The organism is Roseiflexus sp. RS-1 (assembly GCF_000016665.1).
Lineage (GTDB): Bacteria > Chloroflexota > Chloroflexia > Chloroflexales > Roseiflexaceae > Roseiflexus.
Genome location: NC_009523.1, coordinates 3,772,806 through 3,791,280 on the forward strand (window position 1 = coordinate 3,772,806; position 18,475 = coordinate 3,791,280).

Annotated in this window: 9 protein-coding genes and 1 CRISPR repeat array; of the genes, 2 read left to right on the plus strand and 7 right to left on the minus strand. The window is 62.4% G+C overall.

Features of this window, described 5'->3' with window-relative positions; all coding sequences use genetic code 11:
* Positions 1-245: 245 nt before the first annotated feature.
* From ROSERS_RS15450 to ROSERS_RS26130, 4 genes are all read right to left on the minus strand, one after another.
* Entirely contained in the window at positions 246-2,693 is a 2,448-nt protein-coding gene (locus ROSERS_RS15450; RefSeq protein WP_011957714.1) for a Lon protease family protein, read from the minus strand.
* A gap of 71 nt (positions 2,694-2,764) precedes the next feature.
* Entirely contained in the window at positions 2,765-3,706 is a 942-nt protein-coding gene (gene speB / locus ROSERS_RS15455) for an agmatinase (RefSeq protein ID WP_011957715.1), read from the minus strand.
* 271 nt (positions 3,707-3,977) lie between these two features.
* Positions 3,978-6,485 (minus strand): VWA domain-containing protein, encoded by a 2,508-nt coding sequence (locus ROSERS_RS15460; protein WP_232282630.1) that lies wholly within the window; start codon positions 6,483-6,485, stop codon positions 3,978-3,980.
* Between the two features lie 554 nt (positions 6,486-7,039).
* A complete protein-coding gene (locus tag ROSERS_RS26130) occupies positions 7,040-7,237 on the minus strand; it encodes a hypothetical protein (protein ID WP_157041105.1) in 198 nt (65 codons plus the stop codon).
* Positions 7,238-7,730: 493 nt separating this feature from the next.
* Here ROSERS_RS26130 and ROSERS_RS15465 point away from each other — a divergent pair, with 493 nt between their 5' ends.
* Entirely contained in the window at positions 7,731-8,105 is a 375-nt protein-coding gene (locus ROSERS_RS15465; protein ID WP_041333814.1) for a hypothetical protein, read from the plus strand.
* A gap of 1,060 nt (positions 8,106-9,165) precedes the next feature.
* Positions 9,166-13,516: direct repeats of the CRISPR family, unit length 37 nt; unit sequence GTTTCAATCCCCTTCATTGCGGGGCAGTGGTCGCTTC.
* Positions 13,517-13,669: 153 nt separating this feature from the next.
* Here ROSERS_RS15465 and ROSERS_RS26895 read toward each other — a convergent pair.
* Positions 13,670-14,287, minus strand: coding sequence for a hypothetical protein (locus tag ROSERS_RS26895; protein ID WP_232282631.1), 618 nt, complete (start codon positions 14,285-14,287; stop codon positions 13,670-13,672).
* On the opposite strand from ROSERS_RS26895, the gene ROSERS_RS15470 reads away from it, so the two are divergent.
* Positions 14,231-15,763 (plus strand): WYL domain-containing protein, encoded by a 1,533-nt coding sequence (locus ROSERS_RS15470; RefSeq protein ID WP_232282632.1) that lies wholly within the window; start codon positions 14,231-14,233, stop codon positions 15,761-15,763. The genes ROSERS_RS26895 and ROSERS_RS15470 overlap by 57 nt on opposite strands.
* On the opposite strand, the gene cas2 is transcribed toward ROSERS_RS15470, so the two are convergent.
* Together cas2 and ROSERS_RS15480 are read right to left on the minus strand one after the other, a co-directional pair.
* The gene (gene cas2 / locus ROSERS_RS15475; protein ID WP_011957718.1) at positions 15,732-16,007 is read right to left on the minus strand and encodes a CRISPR-associated endonuclease Cas2; all 276 of its coding nucleotides are present in this window, start codon (positions 16,005-16,007) and stop codon (positions 15,732-15,734) included. The two genes, ROSERS_RS15470 and cas2, sit on opposite strands and share 32 nt — an antisense overlap.
* Before the next feature lie 132 nt (positions 16,008-16,139).
* Entirely contained in the window at positions 16,140-18,464 is a 2,325-nt protein-coding gene (locus ROSERS_RS15480) for a VWA domain-containing protein (RefSeq protein ID WP_011957719.1), read from the minus strand.
* Positions 18,465-18,475: the final 11 nt, after the last annotated feature.

Genomic DNA, 18,475 nt, shown 5'->3' on the forward strand with positions numbered 1-18,475 from the left:
AGGAAGCGGGACTAACCGCAACCACGGTCACTCTTTGGGCTTCAGGACAAATAAACTCCCCCCTCTCCCCGTGTAGAAGAAGGCTCGCAGGCGTAGTTTTTTGGAAAGCCCCCGTGCACCATCTCCCGTTTCGGGCATCAAGACACCCAGACTCCCCCTTCTCCCCTTGTGGGAGAAGGGGGTTGGGGGGATGAGGGGCAAAAACGCACGGGAATACGGAAAACTGCGCATCTCTCCCAGGAACCTTACCCTTGGGCGTTTTGCTCCCCCTCGCGTCGTTTGTCGCTCTCGTTGGTCTTTCCGCCCTCGCGGAGACGCTCGGCGAAGGCGCGCAGTCGCGTCATGACCCGTCCGTTGACGCTCTCCGGCGGGTATTCGCCGTTTGCATCGCGCTCACCGGCTGGCACGCCGGTCAGCAGTGCAATGCCTTCATCGATGGTCAGCGCCGTCCAGATATGGAACTGCCCTTCACGCACCGCTTCCACCACATCACCGCGCAGCATCAGGTTCTGAACATTCGCCTGCGGAATGAGCACCCCCTGTTCGCCGGTCAGCCCACGCAGACGACAGACATCGAAAAACCCCTCGATCTTCTGGTTCACCCCGCCAACTGCCTGGATTTCGCCACGCTGGTTGACCGAGCCGGTCACTGCGATGCCCTGGCGTAACGGCAGTTCTGCCAGCGCCGAAAGCAGGGCGAACAACTCCGCCGCCGATGCACTGTCGCCCTCGACCCCCTCGTAACTCTGCTCGAAGACCAGCCGCGCTGAAAGGGTCAGTGGTCGCTCCTGACCGTACCGATCCGCCAGGTAGCCGCTGAGAATGAGCACCCCTTTGCTGTGGATCGGTCCGCCGAGTTTCACTTCGCGCTCGATGTCGAGGATCGACCCACGCCCCGGTCCCACACTGACGCTGATACGGCTCGGTCTGCCAAACGTATAGTCCCCCAGGCTCAGAACCGACAATCCGTTGATCTGGCCAATTTTTGCGCCTTCGGTATCGATCAAAATGATGCCACGGTCGATCAATTCCTGGATGCGCGCCTGGATCATGTTCGAACGGTAGACCTTCTCCTCCAACGCGCGCGTAACGTGCCGTTCCAGAATTGCGTCGCACCCCTCCTGGCACGCCCAGTAATTCGCCTCGCGCACCACATCGGTCAGCGCGCCGAAATGGGTCGAAAGACGCTCCTGATCCTCGGCAAGCCGCAACGAGTGCTCCAGCAGACGCGCGGCTGCGTCATTGGAGATTGACAGCAGACCCTCGCGCTCGCAAAAGCGCCGGAACAGGTGGAGCGAACCGTGCAGGTTCTCCGCATTCAGCGGCATGCTGATGTCAAAATCGGCTTTGACCTTGAACAGGGTCGAGAACTCATCATCATAGGCGGCGAGCAAATAGTACGGTGGCGGCGGTCCCACCAGTATAACTTTGAGTTCGAGCGGTATGGGTTGCGGGCGCAGACTCTTGACGGTTGTGAGACCCAGCCGGTCGGCGAGTTCTTCGATCTGAATCTCGCGGGTGCGCAGCGCGCGTTTGAGACCATCCCAACTGAAATAGTCGCGCAGCAGGTCTTCCGCCTCGATGACCAGAAAGCCGCCATTGGCGCGGTGCAGGCTGCCGGGTTTGATCATGAGAAAGTCGGTGTACAGTGCGCCAAAGTGGGTTTCCTTCTCGATACGCCCGAACAGGTTGGGATAGGTCGGGTTGTATTCGACAACGACCGGCGCGCCCTGCTGACGACTGTTATCGATCAGGACATTCACCTGATACTTGCGGAACGGCAATTCTTTGAGCCATGGGACCGATGCCAGATCGACCTGCGCCTCGCCCGACGGTTGCTGCTGACCGCCGGAACGGAAGGGATCGGGATTCTCCTGGATATCCTTCTGAACCGCTTCCAGAAACGCTACCACCTCCGGCAGATCGGCGTACTGTTCCTGCAAGTCGTCGATCAACCCGCCGACGATATACTCGACGACCTGACGATCAATCTCTTCCATACGCTGGCGCGCAACCCGCTCCGCAGCGCGCACCTGTTTCATCACCTGCTTGAGTTCGTCCTGGAGCATGGCGCGACGACGCAGCAACTCTTCACGCTGTTCCGGCGTCATTGCCTGAAATGCAGCATCACTCAACGGCTCGCCGTTGAGGATTGGGATAATCATGATGCCGACCGGACCGGCTTGTAAGACAAACCCCTGCCGTGCAGCGCGTTCGCTGATCTGACTGAGCAATTCTTCACGCCGGGAGTTGAGTTGCTGCAGCACCTCATCCCGCCGCGCCGCATACTCATCGCTCTCGAACGCGCGCGGCAATTCTGCACGCAGATGCGCGATCATCATATGCACATCCTGCTGCAAGCGTCGCCCACGACCGGGTGGCAAACGCAACGCCCTTGGCTGGTAGGGATCGTCGAAATCGTTGACATAGCACCAGTCCGACGGCGTTGGGCGACGCTGCGCCAGTTCTTCGATAAATGCCTGAACAGCGGTCATTTTACCGATGCCGGGCGGACCGGCGGCGTAGATATTGAAGCCGCCATCGACCATATTGAGACCAAAGCGCAGTGCGGCGACCGCGCGCTGCTGACCGATGATGCCGCTGTCGCCTGGCGGCGCTTCAGTCGCAGGAAGGGTAATCTGCGCAGGATCGAACGTGCGACGCAACCGTTCAGGCGGAAGTTCTGTAGCCATGCAGCATCCCTGTTGATCACACCGACACCTGGAGCATCGGCGTCGGAACCGTAGACATTGTACTACGATCCTCACCGTGCAAGCGCGACCAGCGACAGGAACTCATAGCCCACCTGCGCCGCCAGATGCGCCGTGATCTGTCCGTGATCAAGCGCTGGCAACACTTCCACCACATCGCCGCCGACCCAGCGCACACCGGTGCAGGCGCGCAGGTACGCCAGCCCCTGAAAACTGGTCGGTCCGCCGACTTCGGGCGTACCCGTGCCAGGCGCATACGCCGGGTCGAAGAAATCGATATCGAACGACAGGAATGCCGGGCGATCACCAACCCGCGTGCGCACCAGGTCACCGATCTCCCGCGGCGAACGCGCCAGGAGTTCGGTTGTGGTCAGAACGGCGAACCCCATATCACGCGCCATCTGGAGATCCTCCGGACCGTACAGCGGACCGCGCATCCCCAGTTGCACCGAACATTCGGGGAGGATCAGCCCTTCCTCGACAGCACGGCGGAACGGCGTGCCGTGCGTGTACTTCTGCCCGCCATAGTAACTATCCCACAAATCGCCGTGAGAGTCGAACTGCACGAGCGCCAGCGGTCCATAGACTGCTGCCAGGGCGCGCAGTTCCGGCAGCGCCACACTGTGATCGCCACCCAGGGAGAGCGTCACGACGCGGGCTTCCGCCAGGGGACGGAGGGTGGCGGTAATGGCGGCGTGACTCTCGTGAATGAAGCCAGGCGCAACCGGCGCATCGCCATAATCGATGCACGACAGGGTTGCAAAGACGTGGACATCGAGTTCCGGATTGTAGGGACGCAGCAGCACCGACGCACTGCGGATCGCCTCCGGACCGAAGCGCGCACCAACCTTAAAGGTTGCGCCGGTATCGAACGGCAATCCGACGACGGCCACATCAACGTCCTCCGTTGTCTGAACGCATGGTAGTCGAGCAAATGTGCGAATACCGGCGAAACGCGGTGATGCAAGCGAGTCGGCAGGTTGATAGCGAGGCATCGTTGGCTCCTGTTTCAGCGGGATCGACGATAGCACAGGAAGTATAGCGCGTTTTGGGGTTGACTGTGGAATCGTCCTCCAGGCCAGCCTGCGAGCAGGCGGTCGAAGAGGTTTGCGTGTTCACGCATCACCCTGGTAAATGCACGCGCGTCCAGTTCCCATTCAAAAAATGGCACTGAACGCGCGTTCGCCAGCCCTTAAGATGTTTCATCAGGTTCGCCGGGAGTCCTGAATAGCCTCATCGACGATAATTGTGAACATAGCGGCGCCGTCAGCGAACAACCAGTGGCAGGTGCACGAACGTATACGGGTCAGGATTTGTCGCAACATAGGTCGACAATTCGCCCTGACGAGTAAACGGTTCGCCAGCGCTGCTCCGGCCTGATGCAATAACACTGAAGGTTGCTGTGCCGGGAGTGAACGGGCCGATGAACGTTGTCGCATAGACACCGTCGCCAGCCGCGCCATCGCCGTGCCTGCCGTCATCATAAAGCGGCAGGGTTAGCGCGACCGGTTGACCAGGCAACGTAACCGTCAGCACGACCGTCGCTCCGGTAATCGGCGCGTTGTCGGCCAGCGTAACGATACATATCATCGGCTCGGTCGTCAGGTACGCCATCTTGCCCAGATAGAAGCCCATGGTGAGACTGGCGCGCGCCAGGACACGCGCCACAAACGGTTCATCGCCAGTGGCGGCGGGTTGAGCGACAGAATCTGGCTCCACGACATGCTCAGCAGGAGTGGATTGAGCGACAGGCTCTGGCTCTATGACACGCTCAGCAGGATCAGGCGACAGGTCGGGAGTGACATCATGCTCTGGTTCCACAAACCCGTCGGCTGGACGCTCAACCAACGGCTCTGACGTAGCGACAGTCGGCTCATCGATGATGGTCGCAGACGAAGCCGCCGCGCGACTGAGGAGAATGCGCCAGACGCCAGGGGTAAGCGTTGGAGCGCGCACACGGTAGTAGGCATAGGTTGATCCGCCGACGTAGTCAATACTGTCATTCGCAGCGGCGCTTGCAGCGTCAATGGTCGCACCGCCGGGCGTCTGGAGCGAGAACGTCACACCGGCGCCAGCATTTGTCCAGCTGACCCAGAAGGTGGCTTCCGAAACAGAAGAGTCAACCGTTACGTCGCGGGTCACAGTAGCGCCAGCCGCAATTGTGCCATCAATTGTGATCAGAGTCTGGCGATTACTGACCGCACCCGAGATGGTGTTATAAATGCCGGCCAGCTGGTCAGGACGCGGCGCATAATTGTAGGTTCCGCCAGTCTGTGCGGCGATTGAGAGCATCAATTGTTGATCGGCGTCTGTGCCCAGGCCAATGGTATGCACCGTGATCTGCGACGCGCGAATCTGCGGCAAAACGTCGCTGACGTAGGGTGCTGTGTTCTCCTGACCGTCGCTGAGCAGGACAATCGCACGCGTGCGACCGGGTGCGCTGGCGGAGAGCAACTGCTGGCTGCGTTGCAGACCGCCGCCAATTGACGTACTGCCGCGCGGCGTCAGCGTCCCAATCGCTGCGATAGCGTCAGCGCGCGCATCAACCCATTTCGGACCCACCGTTACATCGTCAATATACCAGCCATCACGCGTCAGATACGCATTGGTGGTCAGGCGGAAGCGCAACCGGATCGTCTGCCCGCGATAGGGGCTGAGATCGATCACCGCACGACTCCATGTTGTATTGACGCCGGTATATGCTGCCAGCGATTGCCAGGTAGCGCCATTATCAGTCGAAACTTCGACCCGGCCGTAATCGAAATAGTTTTCGATATCATAACGGTGCCAGAAAGAGAGCGCGGGCGTGGTCAGTGACGCAGGAAGAACAATAGGATCGGCGATTGCGAGGACACTATTGGCATTGTTGGCATAATTCCCCGCCGGGCTGTCTGTCCAGGCGGCGCTGCCGCGATACGCAACCGACGTCAATCCCCAGGGCGGGTCGGGTATCCATTTGCCCGTACCGGATTCCATCGTATCGGTAAAGATCAGCGACGATAACGGCGGCGGATCGGTAATCACCGTCAGCGGGAAGGCTGTCGTCACGCGGTCGTCGAATCCCACCACGCCAACGCCATCACCGACCTGCATAAGATCGACAAATTGACGCGCTGCGTTGTGCGCCGCCGGCATCTTATTGTCGGTCGACATGCTGCCCGAGCGGTCGAGCGTGAGAATGACGTTGGCATTCGATGCACCGTTGTAACTCACGGCGCTGGCTTCCGTCGCAGTAGCGCCCTTGATAGACACTGTCAGGTCGTATGCACCGCTTCCAGTCTGTGGAGGCGCCTGTACCTCCATCGTATAGCGTGTGGGTGTCATATTGATAATCGTGGCAGGTTTACCACCAACTGTGACCGTCACATCCTGGAGACTTGCAGATCCTGCATATGCGATCTCGATGGTAAACTTTGAAGGACTTGCCGGTGTGCCGACATCAACCGGATTTGCCTTTGATGGACGGAGGATCTTGAGCGCTGGCGGTGCACTGCTATTGATAGGTGCGCCCGAACAGCTTGACTGCCCTCCACCGATGAGGTACGGCATTGGATCAACCGTGATCCGGTCCGGCAGGGTATAGGTATCTGGTTTATAAGCCACCTCGAAATGGAGATGCGTTATGGGATCGTTCGCCCTGGGATCGTTCGCCACGTAATAGCGCCAGTTGCCCTGTCTGCCAATGACCTCGTTCTGGCGCACAGTCTGACCAACGGCAAGACCCTGCGCAACGTAACTTTCGCGAGTGTCGTCGTTGGCCATGTGCTGGTACACGGTGTACACCTTATTAGTTGAGATGCCAGGAACGCCCTGGTGCTCAAGAATAACGACCGACAATGGATAGTTGCCAGGATTAGGTGTTCCGGCTGAATACCATCTACCGCTGCGGTCGCCCCAGTAGATGCCTGCAACGACCCCATCATATACCGCACGGACTTCTGCTCCTGGCATGACGCCGCAACCGGTTGGTTCCCTACAAGAGCAACCGGCAGAGCGCCAACTCCATATATCGATTCCCCGATGAGCACCCGGACCATCGCCGCTCCAACTGAGTCCCATAAAACCCGTCGCAGGCATCGAGAAAACCGGTGTTGCAGGAGGCGGATATGCAGTTGCACTGAGAGCAATTTCCTGCGTCAACGCACCGGATACCCCAAACGTCATCACGAGAAGAGTCACGACACTGATAGCATGCATCAATCGATACGAGAACATGCACGACCTCCTTCAGCACTGCTGATACGAAGCCCGCGCAAGGCGAAAACGAAGCGACAACATGCGGGATACACTGAGTCTACTCCTGCCCCCCGTCACAAATATATCGCTGTTCATGAAAAATGCGTAAAAAGTAGTACACCGCCTGCACGTGCAGGAGATTGCCGCATCGACGCCTGTTCCCTGCTCAACAGACGCATCTTCACCTGGCGTGCCGCCTCGTACTGCTGCACCAGCACCATTCGCCCGCTCGCAGCGAGATAGACGGCATCGGGGTGATCCTGCAAGTGATTGAAGTGCCTGCGCTCCATTCGTTACACCGAGTCTACCCCTGCCCCCTGTCACAAATGTACCACTGTTCATGAAAAATGCGTAAAAATCGGATGGTCCGGTTGCACGGAATTCCCTTGCTGTGCATCACTACCGGCGCCACATTCCGGCCTGCCGGACACGCGCAGTGGGTCTGGCGCCGCGACCTGCCGCCGACCAATGGCGGCATGTGGCAGGACAGCGGGACATGATGCACAGAACGCGCCAGTCGCCTGCCATGCACCCTGCTCGCATGGCGGGACGACCGCTCCACCGACCCATGGTTTGTGATGACGACGCTGGAAGCGGGGCATGCCGACAGTGCCTGGTATGGCGTGCGGGTCTGGTGCGAACCGGGCTTCACATTGACCAAACGCCACAGATGGCATTTGTCATCGCCGCCCCGGGATGCCCGCCCTCCGATCCCGCCCGGCGCCGCCCGCCACCGCGCGGGCGCACGCAGCAACGCGCTCGCTGCGCGCGAGGGAATGTGCCATGCCCGATCATCGTCGACTCGCCATCCTCATCAGGCATCGCAAAGCGGCGCACGTCACCCTGGCGCAGATGGCCTGCGCCTGCGGTCTCGAGGGGAGCCGCGCCTATGAGTCGGTGAGCGCGTGGGAGCGGGGCGAGGCAGCGAAGATCGCTGCACCCCTGACCTTCCCTTCATCGCGGCTCTCAAGGGTAGATTTCTTGGGAGAGATCGGTGATCTTCTGCATTCCGGTGCGCGTTTGCCCCTCATCCCCCCTGCCCCCTTCTCCCACACGGGGAGAAGGGGGAGTCTGGGCATTCTGATGGCTGAAACGGGAGATGGCATACAGGGGCTTGCCGAAAAATCCACCCCTGTGAGGGGAAGGGCTGGCGATTGACATCGCGCCGTGCAGGCGTTCCGCCGGGCGTCCGCCTTCGTGGACGCTGCCCCGTCCGCTGTGGCACGCGGTGGTTGGCGGGTTTGACAGAGGGAGGGGCTGGCGATTGACATCGCACCGTGCGGGCGTTCCGCCGGGGAAGGGGCTGGCGATTGACATCGCGCCGTGCAGGCGTTCCGCCGGGCGTCCACCTTCGTGGACGCTGCCCCGTCCGCTGCGGCGAGCGGTGGTTGGCGAGTGTGAGGGGAGAGGGGCTGGCGATTGACATCGCGCCGCGCGGGCGTTCCGCCGGGGAAGGGGCTGGCGATTGGAAATCGCGCCGTGCGGGCGTTCCGCCGGGCGTCCGCCTTCGTGGACGCTGCCCCGTCCGCTGCGGCACGCGGTGGTTGGCGGGTTTGAGAGAGGGAGGGGTTGGCGATTGACATCGCGCCGTGCGGGCGTTCCGCCGGGGAAGGGGCTGGCGATTGGAAATCGCGCCGTGGGGGCGTTCCGCCGGGCGTCCACCTTCGTGGACGCTGCCCCGTCCGCTGCGGCACGCGGTGGTTGGCGGGTTTGAGAGAGGGAGGGGTTGGCGATTGACATCGCGCCGTGCGGGCGTTCCGCCGGGGAAGGGGCTGGCGATTGGAAATCGCGCCGTGGGGGCGTTCCGCCGGGCGTCCACCTTCGTGGACGCTGCCCCGTCCGCTGCGGCACGCGGTGGTTGGCGGGTTTGAGAGAGGGAGGGGTTGCTCTCAGGTGTAGAGTTTTTGGGAGAGATGAGCGATGTTCTGCATTCCCGTGCGCTGTTGCCCCTCATCCCCCCTGCCCCCTTCTCCCACACGGGGAGAAGGGGGAGGTTGGGCGTCCTGAAGCCCAAAACGAGCGAAGGAACGCCGGGGCTTGCCGAAAAGCCTGCTCCTGTCCAGCCCGCCTGTGGAAGGGGTAATTCCCTGCCTTGCAGGGCAGTGGTCGCTTCCGCGCGTGCGCTGGCGCCGTCGGCGCCGCGCCCCTATCATCCTCTGCACTGCGGACAGTGGTCACTTCTCTCTCCCCTCACTCCTCTTCCCTCACTCCTCGCACGGTCTCAATCCCCTTCATTGCGGGGCAGTGGTCGCTTCCGGGGGGCAAGGAGGAAAGAAAAATGTTCTTTGAATTTGTTTCAATCCCCTTCATTGCGGGGCAGTGGTCGCTTCGCTTGCCTGGCGCAGGCGCCGGACGACGCGGACGTGTCTCAATCCCCTTCATTGCGGGGCAGTGGTCGCTTCTGTTTGGGGGGTGGTGGAGTGGAGGTACGACCTCCACGTCTCAATCCCCTTCATTGCGGGGCAGTGGTCGCTTCTTATCTTGGCGGACCGAAGGACGATGACGACGACGAGTCTCAATCCCCTTCATTGCGGGGCAGTGGTCGCTTCTGATAAACAGTTGGACCCGAGTGCGTATCGTTTATAAGTCTCAATCCCCTTCATTGCGGGGCAGTGGTCGCTTCAAGGGGACTAGTAGTCCCCGCCCCCCGCCGCGCTCGCCGTCTCAATCCCCTTCATTGCGGGGCAGTGGTCGCTTCCTTTCCAGACGCCGTCCTTGGGGGACGATTTTAAACTGGTTTCAATCCCCTTCATTGCGGGGCAGTGGTCGCTTCGGTCTCCCAGGCGATGGACAATCTCACGCCCTTCAAGGGTTTCAATCCCCTTCATTGCGGGGCAGTGGTCGCTTCCCATCGCCTGGGGGGTCCGGGTCTCCCCCAACAAGAAGTTTCAATCCCCTTCATTGCGGGGCAGTGGTCGCTTCCTATTATGGGATTCAAGTCTAAACGACTGGCCCATCTTGTTTCAATCCCCTTCATTGCGGGGCAGTGGTCGCTTCGGAAACCGTGGGTCCGAGGTCGTGGGAACCGTCATGTTTCAATCCCCTTCATTGCGGGGCAGTGGTCGCTTCCAAGCGCGGGCACAGAAGGAGATCGAATTGCGCAAGGTTTCAATCCCCTTCATTGCGGGGCAGTGGTCGCTTCCTGGGGCAAGGAGGAAAAATGGAAGCTCTGTTTTGTTTCAATCCCCTTCATTGCGGGGCAGTGGTCGCTTCGCCGCGCCGCCCGCCAGAGGAGGTATGAGATGAGTCATGTTTCAATCCCCTTCATTGCGGGGCAGTGGTCGCTTCCGCGCAACGAAAGGAGAACATATGAACCCGAATATTCATGTTTCAATCCCCTTCATTGCGGGGCAGTGGTCGCTTCTCCGCTTACAAGGCTCTGGGTACGCCAGATGAGCCTACGTGTTTCAATCCCCTTCATTGCGGGGCAGTGGTCGCTTCACTCGATATTACAGGTCGTATTGCAGGGTTTGCCAAGTTTGTTTCAATCCCCTTCATTGCGGGGCAGTGGTCGCTTCCCCTCGGGATGCTTGCTCTCCTGGCAGGAGGCCTTTTTGTTTCAATCCCCTTCATTGCGGGGCAGTGGTCGCTTCCTGCAGACCATAGTATCGTTAGTAACGGGGGTTTTTTGTTTCAATCCCCTTCATTGCGGGGCAGTGGTCGCTTCCCTTTTTAGCCCCTTTTGTGCCGGTGATTGTTTTCCTTGTTTCAATCCCCTTCATTGCGGGGCAGTGGTCGCTTCGATTTCCGGAAATTTCGGATGTTATTTCCTTTCAAGGTTTCAATCCCCTTCATTGCGGGGCAGTGGTCGCTTCAATCTTGGGGCGTGTACTTTTTGTACACACTGTACGTTTCAATCCCCTTCATTGCGGGGCAGTGGTCGCTTCATGGACGACAACCAGTCAAACCAGTCGCCGGACGAGCGTTTCAATCCCCTTCATTGCGGGGCAGTGGTCGCTTCGACGCGGGAGACTGAACTTCCGCTCGCAATGGTGCGGGTTTCAATCCCCTTCATTGCGGGGCAGTGGTCGCTTCGGGCGCTGTCACAACGCATTCCCTGGGAGGGGGTTTCCGTTTCAATCCCCTTCATTGCGGGGCAGTGGTCGCTTCTATGGGCGACCGCCGTCCGCGCCGCCGCCGTCGATGAGTTTCAATCCCCTTCATTGCGGGGCAGTGGTCGCTTCTCGACGTTCACCGGAACGTGGACGAGAAGACACTCGCGTTTCAATCCCCTTCATTGCGGGGCAGTGGTCGCTTCTAGTTCCCTATGTGGTAGCGTCTTTTATGTTCTTCATGTTTCAATCCCCTTCATTGCGGGGCAGTGGTCGCTTCAGGAACGCATGATCGAACCGACCACCTCACCGACCACGTTTCAATCCCCTTCATTGCGGGGCAGTGGTCGCTTCATGTCCGCCGGTTCATCTGGCTGGACAACTACGGGTGTTTCAATCCCCTTCATTGCGGGGCAGTGGTCGCTTCGGCTGGACGATCTAGTTTTTATACTAGATGTTGCAGTGTTTCAATCCCCTTCATTGCGGGGCAGTGGTCGCTTCCGGCGGCGGCGGCGGCGCGCCCCCTCCCACCCCCTCGAGTTTCAATCCCCTTCATTGCGGGGCAGTGGTCGCTTCGGCACGTCGCGGGGTTCGTGACCAACGTGCGGCTCTCGTTTCAATCCCCTTCATTGCGGGGCAGTGGTCGCTTCCGTCCGCCTCACGATCCGCCCGCTTGGGCGGTTCGGCGAGTTTCAATCCCCTTCATTGCGGGGCAGTGGTCGCTTCTCCGTCCAGGTCGCATCCAGCGCCAGCAGCGCCTGGCGCCGTTTCAATCCCCTTCATTGCGGGGCAGTGGTCGCTTCCTGCGGGAGGCGTTCCCGCGCCCCGGCGCCGCGCTGTGTTTCAATCCCCTTCATTGCGGGGCAGTGGTCGCTTCGATTATCGACGCGATCGCCCCGGTCGCAGATGTGATTGTTTCAATCCCCTTCATTGCGGGGCAGTGGTCGCTTCGGAACGCCCCCCTCCCCCGAAGGGGGGAGGGCGATCCGGTTTCAATCCCCTTCATTGCGGGGCAGTGGTCGCTTCTGGAATCCGCACCGACACGCTCGATCTGAGCGTGCCGGTTTCAATCCCCTTCATTGCGGGGCAGTGGTCGCTTCCCTCGCCATGCGCCGCGCCGACGGGCAGGGCATGCTGTTTCAATCCCCTTCATTGCGGGGCAGTGGTCGCTTCCCTCCAAACTGAGTAAGTTTGGCTCTCCTGACCCACGTTTCAATCCCCTTCATTGCGGGGCAGTGGTCGCTTCTCCGGGAGCAGGCCGAGCAGCTTCGAAAGGGGCTGGAGGTTTCAATCCCCTTCATTGCGGGGCAGTGGTCGCTTCGGGACACCTACCGGGCGGCGCTCGATGCAGCTCTCGAGTTTCAATCCCCTTCATTGCGGGGCAGTGGTCGCTTCCTCGAGGCGCGGGCCGCGCGCCTTGGCGGCGAGCTCGTGTTTCAATCCCCTTCATTGCGGGGCAGTGGTCGCTTCTTTAGCAGTTCGCCCATCTCCGTTTTTTAATCTGGAATGTTTCAATCCCCTTCATTGCGGGGCAGTGGTCGCTTCAAGCGCGCGCGCGGCGGGACGCCGAACGGCGCGCTGCGTTTCAATCCCCTTCATTGCGGGGCAGTGGTCGCTTCCGACCTCGCGGATTCCCGCGCCGACGCGTATCGGAACGTTTCAATCCCCTTCATTGCGGGGCAGTGGTCGCTTCCAGCGCGAAGTTGGAGGAGAGGCGCAGTATGAGTCTAGTTTCAATCCCCTTCATTGCGGGGCAGTGGTCGCTTCCGGCGGCGGCGGCGGCGCGCCCCCTCCCACCCCCTCGAGTTTCAATCCCCTTCATTGCGGGGCAGTGGTCGCTTCGGAGGTACGCGGCGTAGCATACGCAGCGTGCCTTGACGAGGTTTCAATCCCCTTCATTGCGGGGCAGTGGTCGCTTCTCGCGTGGCGGAGCCGCACCCGGAGCGCCAGCGTATCTCCGTTCAATCCCCTTCATTGCGGGGCAGTGGTCGCTTCTCACGAGATCCGGAGGAAGCTGGAGAAATGCCAGTTCGATTCAATCCCCTTCATTGCGGGGCAGTGGTCGCTTCTCGGGAACCAGCAGTGCGTCGACCGCCATCGGGTCGGTTCAATCCCCTTCATTGCGGGGCAGTGGTCGCTTCTCCCCCCGAAGGGGGGGGGCGAGCCGTTTGCATTCCCGCCGTTCAATCCCCTTCATTGCGGGGCAGTGGTCGCTTCTCATCGTTTCCATTTCCTTTCTCCTTGCCCACCCGCCGTGGTTCAATCCCCTTCATTGCGGGGCAGTGGTCGCTTCTCGAAAAATGAGTACCATCTTTGTGGTGGCGGCAGCGGTTCAATCCCCTTCATTGCGGGGCAGTGGTCGCTTCTCGCACAAAGTGGGGCGCGGATTACCTGATAACAGCGGAGGTTCAATCCCCTTCATTGCGGGGCAGTGGTCGCTTCTCGATCCAATCCGGATCGGTCGGGGGAGACCCCGCCCCCGTTCAATCCCCTTCATTGCGGGGCAGTGGTCGCTTCTCTCCCTCGCACAACGCCCTCCTCATTGTTCGGCGTCCTGCTGCGGAAGAGGCGACTTCCGTGCGACCACATCATCTGCACGCGCTTGCCGTTTTGACCCAAACCCGGTATCATTCCCTGCCACGCGCAGTATACCAGGTCATTCCCCGGAGGTCAAGCATGAATCGCTGGTCCCTGTGGCTCGCCGACGCCCCCGCCGCGCTGCAGCGCCTCATCGCCCGCACCCATCGCATTTCCCTTCCCCGCGCCTGTCCCGCCGCTGAGCGCCTCCGCCGCCTGCGCCGCGCCCTCTGCACCCCCGCCGCCGTGCGCGCCGTGTATGCCGCGCTCGACGCCGACGTCCGTGCTGCGCTCGACGAGTTGCGCGGCGCGCGGCGCGGTCTCGATGCGGCGACCCTCACGGCGCGCTATGGCGCGGTGCGCCCCTGGCGCCATCTGGCGCGCGACCCGCAGCCGCGCTCGGTCGCCGAACGCCTGCTGCTCCTCGGCTGGCTGCTGCCGCGCCCCGCCGCTCCCGGACGCGCGCCGCGCTTCGCGCTGGCTCCCGAAGTGCGCCGCTGGCTGCCGCAGCCGTTGCGGCTCGCCGATGACGGCCCCGCGCCCCCGGCGCCGCTCCCGCTGGCGCAGCGCGCCGCCCTCGCCCTGCTGCTCGTCGCCGCCGCCGCGCCGCTGCCGCTGCGCCGCGATGGCGCGCTGCGCCGCCGCGCGCTGCGCGTGCTGCAGCCGCTGCTGCCGGACGCGCCCGCGCCGGAGCTCGCCCGGCTGTTCCACTTCCTGCTGCCGCTGCTGGAGGCGCGCGGGCTGGTGCAGCGCCACGGCGGGCAATGCGCCCCGGCGCTCGGAGCGGCGGCGTTTCTGGCTGCGCCGCTCGATGACCAGCGCGCGCGCCTGGTCGAGGCCTGGCTGCACTGCGCCGCGCCGGACGCCTGGCTGCGTCGCCTGCGCGTGGCGTCCGCCGGGCTGGACGAACCGGCGCTGCGCCGCCGTCTGGTGCAGTGGGCGCAGGCGCTGCCGCCCGACCGCCTGCTCGCGCCGGAGGCGACGTATGACGCGCTGGCGGCGACGTTCGGGCCGCTCGCCGATGCGCACACCCACGGCTTCCGCGTCGTCCGCCGTCCGCCGTGGCGGCGGCGCAGCGAGGCGCGGGTGTGGCAGGCGGCGCTGCGGGGACCGCTCGCCTGGCTGGGGGTCGTCGCCTGGCATGCCGGACGGGTGGTGCGTCCGACGACGTGGGCGCTGGCAGACGGCGCCTGGCGCTATGGCGCGCCGGGGGAGGTCACGGCGCCGTTCGGCGCGCTCGACGCCGCAGCGCTGACGCTGGCGCAGGGAGGACGCTGGGTGCGGGGCGATGCCGGAGGGTTGACGGTGCAGGTCGCCGGGGCGTCGGGGGTGCAGGGGGACCGGGTGCGGCGTCTGCTGGCGCGCCGCGCGGGGGAGGCGCCGGACGGGTGGTGGGGGACGCGCGCCGCCGACGCGCCGGCGTTGCGCCTGGCGGAAGGCGCCCTGCTGCTGGCGGACGCGCCGGGCGACCTGGAGCGGGCGCTGCGGGGGCGGAGCGTGCGGCGGTATGCGCAGCGGCTGGCGGCGGGCGTCGCGCTGGTGCGGGCGGAACACGTCGCGGCGGTGACGCGGGCGCTGGCGCGGCAGGGGATCGCGGTGGACCGCCTGCCGGGGGGCGGGGCGCTGGCGGCGGGCGGGACGCTCCCGGCGGCGCCGCTGGCGCCGGGGGAGTGCGCGGCGCTGCTGGCGGCGTGCGCGTATGCTCGCCGGTACGCGCCGGAGGGGCTGCCGCTGGTCATCCCCGCGACGCTGGAAGCGCGGTTGTGGCAGGGGGTGACGCCGCCGCTGCGCGCGGCGGTGGAGGCGGCGCTGGCGAGCATCGAGGCGCCGGAGGCGGCGGGGAGCGGGGGGACGGGGAGCGACGCCGCGCCGCTGTGCACGGATCCCGATGCGGTGCTGCGGACGGTGCGGCGGGCGCTGACGCAGCAGCGACTGGTGACACTGGCGTATGAGACGGGCGGGGAAGGGCGGATCACGCGGCGCACGGTGCGCCCGCTGGGGCTGGAGCGGCGCGGCGAGCGCTGGCTGCTGCACGCCTATTGTTTGCAGCGCCGCGCGGAACGGACGTTTCGGCTGGACCGGGTGCGGGGGTGTGCGCTGGCGCCGCCTGCGGAGCGTTGGGTGCCGGAACCGGCGGCGGCGGCGGTGCAGCCGGTCAGACCAGATAGTGCGTTGGATCCTTGCTGACCGCGCCAATGCCGATGATCTGAATACGGGTGACTGCTGCTTCATCGAGACGGTAGCAGCGCACACTGTCGGTGTTCTGGTCGATCATACGCTGGAGTTCGCGGACTACCGTCGCAAACGCGCGCGCGTCCAGGATGCACTCGAACACGCTGTACTGCACGCGCGTTCCCCAGCCTTTGAGATATTTCATCACGTTCGTGCGCCGTCGATCATCAACGATGTCGTAACTGATAATGGTGAACACGACGGGTTTCCTTTCCGGATTGCTCAACGCGCACAAACCCCTTTGCTGTCACGCAACTTCCTGGTGGCTCTGGACAGGCGAAGGCGTTGCCTTCGCCCATCCCTTCCTCATTCCGTCTCCACTACAAAGGCGCTAGCGTACAACGAGCGGCAAATGAACAACCTGGCGCGGGGTTGAACCGGCTGCGATAAAGGTCGAGAGTTCCGACCGGCGTGTAAACGGCTCGCCCGCGCGGTTCGAACCGGTTGCCTCCACAGTGAATGTCACTGTGCCGGGTTCGCCAGATCCACTCAGGTACGCTGCATAGACGCCATCGTTCGCAGCGCCGTCGCCGTGCAGCCCATCGTCGCGCATCGGGACAACGAACGGCGTCGTCTGACCGGGGTACAGAACGCTGAGCGACACGGTTGCGCCGGTAATCGGCGCATCGTCCGTCAGGATGACGAAACAGACGATCGGCTCGGTCGTCAGATAGACGGTTTTCGCAAGAGCGACGTCGAGCGTCAGATCGGCGCGCGCCAGCGCCTGCACCGTGAACGGCTCATCGTTGGTGGAGTCTGGTTGCGTCGTTGTTGCGGTAGCCTCAGTGGTACGCTCCTCTGGGGGTGCATTAACTGGCGCGGTCTCCGTTTCGACCTCTGATGTCGACTGTTCCTCGACTCCAACCTCAAACGGCAGCGTCGTCTCTGAAGCAATGGCTGGCGTCGCAGCGGCGCGACTGATGCGCATCTGCCATACTCCCGGCACAAGCGTTGGTGTGCGTACACGGTAGTAGGCATAGTTTGCGCCAGACACATACACAACATTCGGGTTTACGCGCGGGGTGCGGGGATCGATGCTGCCGCCGGACGGCGTTTGTAGGGTCAGGTTGAGCCGCGTATCGGTTCTCGTCCAGCCGACCCAGAAGGTCGCTTCCGAGATTGAGCGGTCAATGGTCACTTCTTGCGTGACAACACCGCCAGGCGCCACCCTCCCACTCGCCGTCACCAGTGTCTGGCGATTGCTGACTGCGCCGGAAATGGTGTTGTAAATGCCTGAAAGTTGTTCAGGCGTTGGTGCATAATTGTAGGTTCCACCGGTCTGCGCCGCGATCGACAGCATCAACTGCTGATCGGCGTCCCTTCCCAGCCCAATCGTATGAACAGTCGTTTGCGCTGCGCGGATCTGCGGCAGCACGTCTGCAACGAAGGGTCGGGTGTTCTCCTGACCATCACTCAACAGGATAATCACACGCGGCAGATCGGGATTGGCCGTATCGAGCATGCGTTGACTGCTCTGCAATCCGCCGCCGATCGATGTCGCGCCGCGACTGTTCAACGTGTCGATAGCAGCCTGCGCTCTGGCGCGCACATCGTCCCACTCCGGACCGATGGTGACATCATCGATATACCAGCCGTCACGGACGCCGAAGGCATCGGTCACTAATCGGAACCGCATCCGGATCGTCTGACCACGATAGTCGTCGAGGCGGATCACCTCGCGCCGCCAGCTCGTTGCTGTGCCAGTAAACAATCTCAGGCGCTGCCATGTGGCGCCGTTGTTGGTGGAAATCTCGACCTCGCCGCGATCAGGCGATGCAATATCGTAGCGATGCCAGAACATCAGGGCTGGATTGGACATCGACGCAGGAATGGCAATCGGGGTTGCAATGGTCAGCGCGCTGTTCGTGTTATTCGCGTAGTTCCCGGAGGGGCTATCCGTCCAGGCCCATGCGCTATTGCGCGCTGTTGATGTCAATCCCCAGGATGCCTGTGCGTTCCACTGGTCAGCGCCAGACTCCATATCATCGCTGAAGAGAAACGCCGATTGTGGCGGTGAGTCAAGGATGGTCGTCAGATTCAGAGGCATGACCACCCCGTCGTTGAAACCTACAATTCCGATACCATCGCCAGCCTGCATCAGATCGACGAACTGACGCGACGCTTCGCGCGCTGCCACCATTTTGTTCCCAGCCATACTGCCCGAACGGTCGATCGTCAGAATGACGCTGACATTGTCGACGCCAAAATAGGTCACTGCGCCCGGTTCCTTTGCCGTGAAACCCCTGATCGTCACTTCGAGGTCATAGCGTCCTCTTGCGGGCTGCGGCGGCGCCTGCACTTTAAGGAGATAGCGGAGCGGCGTTATACTGATAATCGTTGCCGGTTTTCCGCCGATAGTCACCGTCACATCCTGTTTCGTTACATGCCCCGGATGCGTCAGTTCAATCGTTATGTTCGACGGACGAAACGGTGATCCGGCATCGACGGGGCGACGCGCGGAAGGACGCACAATCCTGAATGCGCGCGGTGCGTCGCTCCTTATCGCATCCATCGCTGACGCCATCACCACACGACCGGCAGGCGTCGGATACATCGTTGCACTGTGCGTTCTGTCGGGAAGCCACACCATCCACATGCCAGACATCCACAACGCCATCATCGCTATGCCGAAACGCACCAACCGATAGGAAACCATATGATCGCCTC

Coding starts and splice junctions, on each gene's coding strand:
- speB (WP_011957715.1), bottom strand. CDS start 3,706: ATGCCTCGCTATCAACCTGCCGACTCGCTTGCATCACCGCGTTTCGCC.
- ROSERS_RS15450 (WP_011957714.1), bottom strand. CDS start 2,693: ATGGCTACAGAACTTCCGCCTGAACGGTTGCGTCGCACGTTCGATCCT.
- ROSERS_RS15480 (WP_011957719.1), bottom strand. CDS start 18,464: ATGGTTTCCTATCGGTTGGTGCGTTTCGGCATAGCGATGATGGCGTTG.
- ROSERS_RS15465 (WP_041333814.1), top strand. CDS start 7,731: ATGCCCGATCATCGTCGACTCGCCATCCTCATCAGGCATCGCAAAGCG.
- ROSERS_RS26130 (WP_157041105.1), bottom strand. CDS start 7,237: ATGGAGCGCAGGCACTTCAATCACTTGCAGGATCACCCCGATGCCGTC.